The sequence below is a fragment of the Paenibacillus sp. G34 genome (genome assembly GCF_056856875.1).
Genome location: NZ_CM166469.1, coordinates 4,474,424 through 4,485,939 on the forward strand (window position 1 = coordinate 4,474,424; position 11,516 = coordinate 4,485,939).

The following is an 11,516-nucleotide window of genomic DNA, read 5'->3' on the forward strand; positions in this document are numbered from 1 at the left end:
TACTCGTTATTCAAAGTAAAGTTATCCACATAAGAATACGCTTACATAAAGCGTTTCGGCAAGTGCATAAATGATTGAATTTTAGGGAGGTTCAAAATGAGAAAACGATTTCTTTTTTCAATGACAAGTATGCTGCTTCTCTCTGTCCTGCTGCTTGCTGGCTGCAACTCGAACAAAAACGCGGAAGGCACAGGCAAGGTCACACTGACCTTCGGCACAAGCCAATCCGGTATTCCACGAACGGGGATTATGCAGACGATGGCGAAGGAATACGAGCAGGAAACCGGGGTCAAAATTGATTTTCAGGTGGTTCCTGATGCGCAGTGGCGTGATCTGATCAAGGTAAAACTGGCTTCCGGTGAGGCTCCTGATATTTTCAATGTAGATGTAGACCCGCTGAGCATGCCAGCCAATGTCAGACCAGAAGAAAATGCAATTGATCTGACCAATGAGGAGTTTACGGGACGAATGTCAGAAGAGATTTTGCCTACCGTCAGTCATAATGACAAGGTATACGGGGTTTCTTTTGCCCCTACGAAAATCTGGTATGTGTACTATAACAAACGTATCTTTGCTGACCTAGGTATTGAGCCTCCTACGACCTATGCTGAATTCAAAGCAATTAGCCAGAAAATCAAAGATAAAGATATCATTCCATTCTATCAAGCTCCAGCGAGCGGCTGGTATCAGGTGCTACCGTTGTTCGAGACCGGGCCGAACTATGAGCAGAAGGGCGCAGGAACCTATGAAAAGCTGAACAATAATGAGATGAAGGTCGCAGACTTGACCCAATTGAAGACCGTTATCGAGCAATTGAAAGAATTTGCTGATCTTGGCTATTTCGGCAAAGACTTTTTATCCAATACAGTAGAAGCAGGAATTGAAGCATTTGGACAGGAAAAAGCTGCAATGCTGCTGCGGGCCCCGGGCACGGAAAAGGAAGTCTCTGAAGCCTATCCGGCGATGAAAGATAATATGGGATTCTTCGTGATGCCATGGGGAGACAATCAGACGATTGGTGTGAACCCCGGCGGTTCAGCGGCCATGTTTGGCAACAAAAACAGCAAACATCCCGAAGAAGTGTTGAAGTTTTTCCGCTGGATTACCGAGCATGATCATCTGCAACAGGTGTTTGATGGAGGCGAAGGAAATCTGACGATCTGCTGGCCCGAGATCGAACCGAAGCTGACACAGGACTACATTGATTATGAGAAAAATCATGAGAAGGGCACCGTCATGCAGGCTGCCGTAAAATATATCGATCCACAGTGGATGGATATCGGTAAAGACTTGTCAGGCATGTTTGCGGGAGCGATGACCCCTGATCAGATTCTGCAAAATATTGATAAACGCCGCGCCGAACAAGCCAAAGTGCTGAAAGATGAGAAGTGGCAGTAACAGCCGGAGGTTATCTCGGAAACAAATGCATAACTGGAATGGAGTTACTCCATCGGTCAAACGCTGGGGTGCTTCTTCCCGTTTGGCAGGAAGGATTGGTGTTACGGGTTATGAATACGAACAAAATCTACCCTTGGTATTTCTCATCCGGAGCGATTTTACTATATCTGTTGTTCATCGTTGCTCCTGCCCTGCTGGGTATCTATTATTCTTTCACCGATTGGAACAGCTACAGTTCGGAGAAAAACTTTATTGGTTTGGAACATTTCCGCACGATTCTGGCAGGTGATCCGACCTATCTGCTTTTCATTAAAAATACAGTGCTGTTTACGGTGGTTACCTCCATCGTCAAAACCGTTCTGGGCTTGTTCCTTGCCCTGCTGCTGGTCAGCGGTGTAAAAGCTGCCAATTGGCATCGGATGATTATCTTTTCGCCCCAAGTCCTCTCCTTCCTGATTGTAGGTCTGGTGTTCAAAAGCCTGCTTGATCCGAACAACGGGTTCGTTAATGTTACACTGCGTTCCATCGGTTTGGATGCACTCGCCCAGAACTGGCTGGGCTCTCTCACTTGGGCGATGCCATCGATTATGGCTGTCGATACGTGGAAAGGCATGGGGTATATCATGGTGCTTTTTATCGCGGGATTGCTCGCCATTCCACGGGATTATTATGAAGCTGCATCCATCGATGGTGCGGGCTTTATTCAAAAGCTGTTCCGTATTACCATACCGATGCTGCTGCCTACCATCACCATTGCCACCGTGCTAAATATTACGTATGGCCTGCGTGTCTTTGATGCGGTATACGTTCTGACAAACGGGGGCCCGGGCAATGCTACGGATGTGATCAATACGGCCGTTTATTCATCTTTTGCCAAAGGGTACTGGGGGCTCGGGAGCGCGCTATCCACCATTCTCTTTGTCATCATGGCGATCATCTCTTTCTTCATCATTCGTTTGATGAATCGAAAGGTGGAATACTGATATGCGGTTTCGAAAAAAGATTATCTCTCTGACGTTAAATGTACTCGCCTGGCTATTAAGTCTGGTTGTCCTGATTCCATTTTCTGTTATCTTGTTGAATTCATTCAAGTCAGACGCCGAGGCCAAAGTACTGAGGCTTACGCTTCCCGAGAAATTTATGTTTGAAAATTATAAAATCGTCTATGAGCAAGGACACTTGGGAGGTTCCTTTTTCAACAGTCTGCTGCACTCGGGCGTGTCATCTCTGCTGTTGGTGTTTGTCGTGGCGTTCTCTGCGTTCACGTTATCCCGCAATCATTCGAAACTGAGCAAGTTTTTATACTTTTTTCTGATTCTGGGCATCACACTGCCACTAAACTATATTCCGCTCATGGAAGTGATGAAATCACTCGGGATGATCAACTCCCACGCAGGCATGATTCTGCTCTATACCGCGATGGGCATTCCCATCTCCCTGTTCATCACGTATGCGTTTGTGGGCAACATTCCGAAAGAGCTGGATGAAGCTGCAATTATGGATGGTTGCAATGGAATCAAGCTGTTTCTTCGAATCATAGTACCTTTGTTAACCTCGGTGCTGGTTACCGTATTTGTTCTGAATTTTCTGAGTGTCTGGAATGAGTTCACTGCGCCGCTCTATATGCTTAACACCGTAGAGATGTGGCCAATGACGCTGGCGGTTTACAATTTTTTCGGACAATTTAGCGCCAAATGGAATCTAGTCAGCGCCGATATCATACTCACCTCGCTGCCAGTTCTGATCGTATTCCTCATCGGACAAAAGTACATTGTAGGAGGTTTGACTTCCGGTGCAGTGAAAGGTTAGACCGGATTGTAGCTTTTATATAAAAAAAAGCCCTCGTCTGAACCACCTGTACGCCGTTTAAGGTCAAGAACGGTATACACGGATCAGACAAGGGCTATCTTGCTTCCTACAACACGAAAAATACATTAATCATGCGCAAGTCCGCCCACATCGGGAGGTGAAGCGATATCACTGCTTTGCTCCAGTGATTTGATCATTTTCAGGCGCGACGTGACAATCGCAATCAGGATAACGAATAGGCCTGCAATGATAAACAGCAAAGCGATGCCTCTGCCCGGCCCAGTTCCGATAATTTGACCCACGGATGAGGCCAGCGCTCCCCCATCCATCATAAGTGGATTAAACACATGGTCCGCCAAAAATCCAGCCAAACTGTATGCGATAATGAAGCCTAGCTGGGACAGGATACCGATAATCCCCCACACTCTGCCCTGCTTTTCATTGGCAATATTGTTACGAACCAATACATCTGCGCTCATATTAACAAACGGCAGTGAGGAAAGGAACAGAAATCCTGCAAAGATAATAAAGTAAATATTCGTCGAAACACCCAGCAACGAGAAAGCCAGACCGCACATTACTAAACCTGCAACCAGCACACTTGCATATTTCTTCGTCATGGTGAAAATACCGATGCACAAGCTGCTAATCAGCATACCGATCGCACTAACGGACTGAAACGTTCCCAGAGTTTTGGCATCGGTAAACGAAAGTAGCATCGGCCCGATAAGCGTCTCCAGAAACCCGAGATAGAAGGTAACCAAGGAAATAATAATGACGAGCAGTAGCACTCCTTTATTCGTTACGACCTCTCTCCAGCCTTCCTTAATGTCAGTCAGCCAGTTGTGGTCTTCTTTGTCTTCTCGCTCCACCTTCATGCTCTTGCGAATAACCAGTACGGCTAGAATAGCAATCAGGAACGTCGCAATATTAATAATCATAATGACTTCAATCGTTGTGACACTCAGCAAAATCCCTGCGATAATGGGTGAAAATAAAAATTTGGAGGATTCCGCGAGTTGTACAAGCCCGCTGCCTTTGGCGAACTGATCTTTATCCAACAGGTCTGTTGCTGATGCTTTGTATGCCGGACTTTGCAAGGCCGAGAATACAGAACTGAACGCCACACCCACATAGATATGCCATAGCTGGATATCCCCGGTGAGCATAATGGAAAGTATAAAAACCAATCCGGCTGCAGAACCAAGGTCACCAATGATCATCATCGTACGGCGGTCAAATCGATCTGCCAACACACCGCCAATAGGACGAAGCAGAATGTTCGGCAAAAATGTGAATAACGTAATCAGCGCAACGCTGGTTGCCGTATTTGTTTTTTCGAAGGCGTACACCCCTAAAGAGAAAGCAGTCAGTCCAATACCAATCATCGAGATTAATTGACCAAACCAGACGATAAGAAATTTACCAAACGATTTATGAGCAGTTTGTTCCATAGTTACGACTCCTTTACTTGTTAAGCTTGATGTGGAAAATACAGTTCAGTTACATAAGCAAAGCTTTCATTTTCGGCACCCAGAACCCGTTCCATGATCTGACTGAATGCCCTCACCTTCTTCTGAAACTCTTTTTCCTCCCAATGAAAAATACCTTGATCCAGCAAAAACTGCGAGGAAACCAGTAAAAACTCAATACTCTCCTGAGGAGCAGGGGTATGGAATACCCCTTCCTGAATGCCCTGTTCCACCACTTCTGCCAAGATGGGACTGAGACGAAGAACCGTTTCAACCAGACTTTTTTGATGCATTTCTACATTTTGCACGCTGTGCAGTTGCTCGATTACGCCAAGCTTCCGATCGTCAGGCTGATTCTGAGTCATAATGATGCGGAAAATTTTATCATGCGCGCTGAGCTCGGGATCTGCCACGACACGTCTCGCCGCCGCTTCGCCGTTCATAATAAAACGCATAACGATGGCATGCATAACCTCCTCTTTGGACTGGAAGTAGTAATAGAACGTGCCTTTGGCGATGTCACACGCCTGGAGGATATCCATAATTGTTGCTTTGGTGTACCCTTTGGTCACGAACAGAATTTCGGCCGCATCCAAAATCTCGTTTCTGCGTTCCTCCGGATTTTTCATCAATCTCATATTCTGTCCTCCATTACTTCTCGACCGACTGTCGGTCTATTTTAGTCATGAAGCTCTATGTTTAGAACCCCATTTCCGTTAACCATTGTGCCAATCGACTTTCTCTCGCCTTCAGATCCTGTTTATCCTTGTCATACTTTCCGATGTTTTTATCCGCAATCAGATTGCCGTCCATCATAAACAGCACTCGTTCCGAGCGGGCGGCAACTTTGACATCGTGTGTCACGAGCAGAACCGTAGTTCCTGCTGCGTTAATATCACCGAGAATATCCATAATTTCGTTTGTAGATTTGGAGTTCAATGCTCCAGTCGGTTCATCTCCGAACAGAATATCCGGATTATTGATCAGTGCCCGGCAGATCGCAATCCGCTGCAGTTGTCCCCCGGAAGCTTGGGTAATGTTATGCTCAGCCAGCTCGTCGATCCCCATTTTTTTCATTAATGACATGGCACGGTTATTAATAGTCTCTCGGTTGCTGTTATTGGCCAGATAAGCCGAAAGAATGATATTGTCGAGCAGATTTAAATTTTTGAGTAAATGGATATTTTGAAAAATAAAACCCATCCTGGTCAGACGTAGACTCGCTAGTTCCTTCTCCGGAAATGCAGATATTTGTTTGCCATTAAAAAACACACTACCTGTGCTAATTTGATCCATACCGCTGATGTTATAGAGCAAGGTTGATTTGCCCGAACCAGACGGGCCCATGATGGAAACAAACTCTCCTTTTTTCAGCTGAAGATTGATATCTTTCAGAATACGCTGTTCTTCATTCTCGCCAATCGCTACGGATTTATTCACATCTTTTGCTTCCAGTATCGTTGTCATGGTTATGCCTCCCTATTCCGCAATCATTTTCGAAATGCTAGTTTCCCGAATCGACTGAATACTAATCCAAGCTGTAACAATAATCGTTCCTGCCAGCAACAACGGACATAATACATATGCCTGCATCGGATCAACTACAAACACAATATCTGAAGCACCAAACGAAGACATGATGCCGCTGACAAGCTTTGGCCCGAGTGTGTTGGACAGGATTGTACCTGCTGCCACACCTACAATCAGAATGGCAAGTGACATCACCACATACTTCAGCTTGATCTTGGATAACGCAAATCCGAGACTTCGCAATACAGCAATATCATTGTTATCTTTGGCAACCATCATCTGCAGGAACAATGAGGTGATTAGAATCGATATAAATACGCCAATGGTCAGTGCGAGTGTTGTCACTAGCTTCAATTGCTGAATCGTGCCACCAAGTGTTTGATTCAAGTATCCTTGAAGATCGGTTACACGCGCTGGAGAGAAATCTTTCTCATATGCTGCAATTTTGGCAGCCATAACACTGCGATCTTTCAGATCCAGGCTGACTACATACCACAGCACACTATCCTTGTTATATGGCAACAGTGCCTTCGCTGTTTTTCCTCCATTTGTCACATCCTGGTAGATGCCGCTGACGGTCATCACCTGATCTTGACCACCTACCTGCAAAGTCAGCTGATCTCCCGTTTTGAGTTTGAGTTCACTGCTGTTTGCATCTGAAAGAGCAATCTCCCGATCTGTTGCCGGTGCATTCCCGCTGAGATAAGACAACGGAAAGATACTGAAATCTCCGCTCTCCACACTCAGGTTATCGTAGCTGCCTTCGGCATTACGGATCTTGAACTGGCTTGTGACGAGAGGCGAGTACTTCTTAACATCTGCATCGTTTTTAATTTGATTAACGAGATTTGCATAACGTTGCTCTACATCATCAGAGTGTCTAAGGTCGATTCGAATATCACTTTGCCCTACACCCATATAAGATATGAAGCTTGGAGCCTGTAGTGTGTTCAAAAAGTTAAGTGGCACAATCATAATAAATGAGCTGACGATGAACACAAACAACAATAAACGGAACATTTTAACACGTTGTAATACATCCTTGAGCCCAAGAAAAACAGGTACGGAAGACCAGCGATTACGTGACAAACTTAACCGATTGCGAGTGATCTTTGTGTCTCCCAAACTTCCCGTACGAAGGGCTTCCACCGCTGAGATGGAACGAAAACGACGCAGCACCGTCCGGCAGAACAGGACGACCATCGCAAATATCAAACCTGCTGCGAGTAAAGGAACAGCAAAATGTAGCAACGTAGCCGGTGCTTTGCCCATATAAAGCATAATGTTCGATACAAATAACTGGTTCACTCCGAGTGAAGCCACGTATCCAAGTATGGAAGCGACCCCTGCCATAAACACATATTTCGCAAGATAGAGACGCTTGATATCTTTCTCCGCAATACCGATTGCTTTCATTACACTGATTTCCCGGTAATCCTCTTCAATCGTCGCGAGCATGGTAAAACGAATACACAGCATTGCGATCAGAATCAGCACCAGACTGACCAAAATAATGACAGCCGCGATAATCCCATCTGTCATCGCATTTAGCAGTTGGAACAAACCATACGTCACCACCGGACCAGCATTAGGCAGGCCTGCATTTTGATAGGCTTGGGTGAACTCACTGGTTTTGGAAGGATCCAGCAGACGGAACTCGATGAGATATTCCATCTCCCCGACCCCCTGCTTTAATTGCTGCAGATCACTCGGACTTACGATAAAACGTTTGGAGTGTACTACGGATGGATTCATCTGCGCATCACGCACAAAATCAACAATGGTATATGAACGCTCAAACGCCCCATTATTGATCCGAACCTGGTCACCGATATTAAGTTTATTTTGCTGCAAATAATACACGGGCACAGCAATCTCACTATCACGAACCTGAATAATCTCACTGTTCAGATTTAGCAGATAGTCGAATTGCTGATTTTGTGTAACGAAGTCAATATCCATGACGGTATTTTTCTCCGACTCTGCACCAAGGTAAAGGTTGGCTCCATTGATGTTAACCATCTCGACAATCTGATGTTGCTCAACCATTGCATTTCCTTCAGCCCATGTGTTTACTTTGGTCTGATCTAGTTCTCCAGAGTGCATTTGCACAAAATGAGGTGTCTTCGATTCAGAGAACAGGTACTGAATGGAACTCGTCAGTTCCATGATCATTCGAGAACCTGAAGATACCAGCAATGCAGCAAGCATTACAAAGATAAACAGCGCAGCCGTAATTCCTTTTTTCCTCATTAAGTCGTTTCTCAGCATTCTCAGCAGCATAAACTAACATGGCTCCTCTCATCTACTCTACTATGTTCAGTCGTTCTAATTCTGGAGTCATAAAGCTTGTCAGGTAATACGCCACCGTTGAAGGTTGGTGCATGATGAACATGTGTGTACCCTCTCTAATGGTCTGAAGCTTCATCGGTACATCAAAATAACGTTCCCACTTGAGCGCCGACTGGAGGGGAACGGCATTGTCCCGTTCTCCCCACAGGTACAGCACTGGCAGTGAAAGAGGTTGACATTCAAGGGTTGCTGCGGATTCCAGCATTCGAAAATCCGCCCGAATTACAGGCATGAAATAATGCAAAAGTTCTTTTTCGTGGATGAGTTCTTTGGGTAAACCGTCATAGGAAAAGAGGTGATCGATTAGATGATCATCGGACATCTGATCATAACGGTTCATTCCACATTCAGCAGGCGTGTTGCAGGCGGATAACACAAGTCTCAATGTTTTCGCTACATCCGGAATCTCCTGTTGTAAACGCTGGGCTACATAATAAGCTGTAATTCCACCCAAGCTGTGTCCGAGCAAGACTGCACCAGGCTGGATTATAGGCAGCAGTTCATTCGTGTAGAGGTCTATAAGCTGCCGCATATGTTCCAGAGGCGCTTCAGAATTCATCCCGTGACCGGGCGGTGTGAATGCCCATATTTCCGTATCCAGGAGGTGAGACACTAAAGGATAAAAACTCCGAGAGTGTCCACCCAGATAAGGAAAACAGATTACCTGCCTATTCCCCTGCCCCTTTTGCAGACGTTCAAGATATGTCTGAGCCATCCATCTTCACCACCGTTGATTGCTTTATTTCGCATCGAGAACATACGCAGGGAATGTCTGGAGCGTTGTGTCTACTTTTTTACGCTTAAAGATGATATGAATGATAATGGCCGACGTTACGAAGAAGAAAAACTGCATGATCTGTACTTGCGGATTGAAGTAATACAGATCGATTTGACTTCCAGTAGCCACAAGCCAGAATGCCAAAAGGTAAAATAACAGCGTGCCTTTGGTAGCATTGAAGATATAGCTCTGAAATACGATAAATGCCATAAGCTGCACCACGTAATATATGTATGTGGTTGAGGTACCAAAAGATGAAATCAGATATCCCGGAAGCACCCATAGTCCAAACAGGAGTCCTGTAATTAGACCGCTTGTTACATTGTTTTTTAACTTGCCTTGCAGGAACGGAAGTAAAAATCCAATCCATCCAAATAAACCGCCGATGAGCCCTGTCTCCTTGAACAAGTTCAAAATGCCGAGCCAGATCATTTCCGGTACACTATATGTCAGATCAGGAACCGGTATGCCGAATAGCAGGGAGCCAAAATGCATCGATGAAGCAAATACGATGGAAATACCGATAATCACAGGAATCCAGAACAGATCCTTTTTCCGCGGGACCAGCTTCAGGAACATGCCCTTTAGCGCGTCTTTGCCCCCCATTAGATAACATGTAATTAATCCGGCAATGGAAGGAGAGTACAAAGCAACCATGGCTAGCGGGTGCATCAGATGCAGTTCACCAGTGATGGGTACAATAAAATCAGGAAAGAACATGAACAAGCTAGCGATACCGTAGCAAGTACCAAATGACATCGCCAGGAACAGATACATATACTTATTGGAAGGACTGGCTGTAGGGCTCGCGATTGGACGCACAGATGGCTGATTTGCTGTAATCATCGTGCTACCTCCTTCGCAGCAAGCTTTCTCTCAATTAGATCATGCAACCGATTAATCGTACTGAAATTGGCCAAGTCCAGATCTTCGTTTCCAATCTCAATCTGGAATCTGCGCTCTACAAAATCGACCAAACGCATGGCAAAGAGTGAGTTGACAAATCTCATTTCAAAATAGTTGTCGTTGTCGCTAATTTGAGCGTCCTCATGTTCCATGGTGAGGTTGTTTCCAATAAATTCTCGAATCTCCTGACGATAATCCACTTTTCTTCCCCCTTGTTATTGATGTTGTCTTTCAGGCATACAAACTTCAATATAGTCTGGAAACTCCACAACCTGCTTCAAATCATGCGAAAAGACAATCTTTCCGTCAGGATCTGCAGAAAGCTGTGTAAAACCAGCAAAACGATAGCTGATATTCATCATCCGGTTTCGACCGGTATCTCTGAAATCAGCAAGCATCTGCTTACCCTGTTGCTGTGCTTCACGCATGATATAAGTAAGCAGTACACTCCCTGCCCCCCTTGACATGACGCGGCATGACATCAGCAACATGTTCAGTCTCCATATATCCGGCTGCTTATGGATAAGCGCAAGCCCGATCTTTCCATATGTTCCGTACTTGTCTTCAAGTTCACACACCAATAGCAAGTGATTCTGCGAAGTCATCAACTGATGTAAATCCTCATAACTATACGTGATCCCCGTAGCATTCAACTGATTGGTACGAACCGTGAGTTCTTCCGCTCGCTGAAGATCATCCTCTGTCGCTTCATAGATGGTAAACTTCATACCAAGTGAAGCCAGAAACTTCTCCGAAGGACCTTCATATTGTTCTTCAGCCTGCTTTCGAAGTGTATCTGCCTGATACATCTGCCTTCTACGGGAAGAGTCTGCCGTAATAAATCGAGGCATCAGTCTCGGATCATCCAGCATCGTCTCATAGTAATCTGCATGAAGAACTTGGATGTCTGCATGTACACTTTTCACTTCTTCCAGTTCAAAAGGCTGGTCATCCACAAATAAGATGGCATCCATTCCAATATTGATATTTTGCTGAATGCGCCCAACCGATACGGACTTTGCATCCCAGTGGATCTCGGGGTATAAAAAATACTCGGCAATGCCCAACTCAGTAAGTTTGGCCCAAGCCAGCCCTGCATCATTTTTACTGGCAATGGAATGTAGTATGCCGCGGCGGTCTAATTGTTCTATCACCTCCTTCATGCGCGCCCTGAGCTGAACTTCCCCGGATTCAAGCAAGACCCCGTCCCAAATCGTGTGATCCAGATCCCATACGATACATTTGATATCCTTCAACCGCTCCATGGACAT

The 11,516-nt window shown here is 45.3% G+C and carries 11 protein-coding genes; 3 read left to right on the forward strand and 8 right to left on the reverse strand.

Annotation, left to right across the window (positions count from 1 at the left end; translation table 11 throughout):
• Nucleotides 1-96: 96 nt before the first annotated feature.
• The 3 genes from AC1VYS_RS20450 to AC1VYS_RS20460 all read left to right on the forward strand — a co-directional run bounded on the left by AC1VYS_RS20450 (nucleotide 97) and on the right by AC1VYS_RS20460 (nucleotide 3,207).
• A complete protein-coding gene (locus AC1VYS_RS20450) occupies nucleotides 97-1,398 on the forward strand; it encodes an ABC transporter substrate-binding protein (RefSeq protein ID WP_482911211.1) in 1,302 nt (433 codons plus the stop codon).
• Between the two features lie 110 nt (nucleotides 1,399-1,508).
• Nucleotides 1,509-2,381 (forward strand): carbohydrate ABC transporter permease, encoded by an 873-nt coding sequence (locus tag AC1VYS_RS20455; protein ID WP_482911212.1) that lies wholly within the window; start codon nucleotides 1,509-1,511, stop codon nucleotides 2,379-2,381.
• Between the two features lies 1 nt (nucleotide 2,382).
• Entirely contained in the window at nucleotides 2,383-3,207 is an 825-nt protein-coding gene (locus AC1VYS_RS20460; RefSeq protein WP_482911213.1) for a carbohydrate ABC transporter permease, read from the forward strand.
• 125 nt (nucleotides 3,208-3,332) lie between these two features.
• Here the strand turns inward: AC1VYS_RS20460 and AC1VYS_RS20465 are convergent, their stop codons facing one another.
• From AC1VYS_RS20465 to AC1VYS_RS20500, 8 genes are all read right to left on the reverse strand, one after another.
• On the reverse strand, nucleotides 3,333-4,661 hold the full coding sequence (locus AC1VYS_RS20465) for an MFS transporter (RefSeq protein ID WP_482911214.1): 1,329 nt from the start codon (nucleotides 4,659-4,661) through the stop codon (nucleotides 3,333-3,335).
• Nucleotides 4,662-4,681: 20 nt separating this feature from the next.
• A complete protein-coding gene (locus AC1VYS_RS20470) occupies nucleotides 4,682-5,317 on the reverse strand; it encodes a TetR family transcriptional regulator (protein WP_482911215.1) in 636 nt (211 codons plus the stop codon).
• A gap of 61 nt (nucleotides 5,318-5,378) precedes the next feature.
• On the reverse strand, nucleotides 5,379-6,146 hold the full coding sequence (locus tag AC1VYS_RS20475) for an ABC transporter ATP-binding protein (protein WP_482911216.1): 768 nt from the start codon (nucleotides 6,144-6,146) through the stop codon (nucleotides 5,379-5,381).
• A 12-nt stretch (nucleotides 6,147-6,158) separates the two neighbouring features.
• Nucleotides 6,159-8,492 (reverse strand): ABC transporter permease, encoded by a 2,334-nt coding sequence (locus tag AC1VYS_RS20480; protein WP_482911217.1) that lies wholly within the window; start codon nucleotides 8,490-8,492, stop codon nucleotides 6,159-6,161.
• A gap of 22 nt (nucleotides 8,493-8,514) precedes the next feature.
• Nucleotides 8,515-9,276 carry a thioesterase II family protein gene (locus AC1VYS_RS20485; RefSeq protein ID WP_482911218.1) on the reverse strand — a complete coding sequence of 254 codons (762 nt, stop codon included), beginning with the start codon at nucleotides 9,274-9,276 and terminating at the stop codon, nucleotides 8,515-8,517.
• Nucleotides 9,277-9,300: 24 nt separating this feature from the next.
• Nucleotides 9,301-10,185 carry a hypothetical protein gene (locus AC1VYS_RS20490; protein WP_482911219.1) on the reverse strand — a complete coding sequence of 295 codons (885 nt, stop codon included), beginning with the start codon at nucleotides 10,183-10,185 and terminating at the stop codon, nucleotides 9,301-9,303.
• Nucleotides 10,182-10,445 (reverse strand): acyl carrier protein, encoded by a 264-nt coding sequence (locus AC1VYS_RS20495; protein WP_441929348.1) that lies wholly within the window; start codon nucleotides 10,443-10,445, stop codon nucleotides 10,182-10,184. The genes AC1VYS_RS20490 and AC1VYS_RS20495 overlap by 4 nt, the downstream gene beginning before the upstream one ends.
• A gap of 15 nt (nucleotides 10,446-10,460) precedes the next feature.
• Complete coding sequence (locus AC1VYS_RS20500; RefSeq protein ID WP_482911220.1) at nucleotides 10,461-11,510, reverse strand: HAD-IIIC family phosphatase; 1,050 nt, start codon at nucleotides 11,508-11,510, stop codon at nucleotides 10,461-10,463.
• Nucleotides 11,511-11,516: the final 6 nt, after the last annotated feature.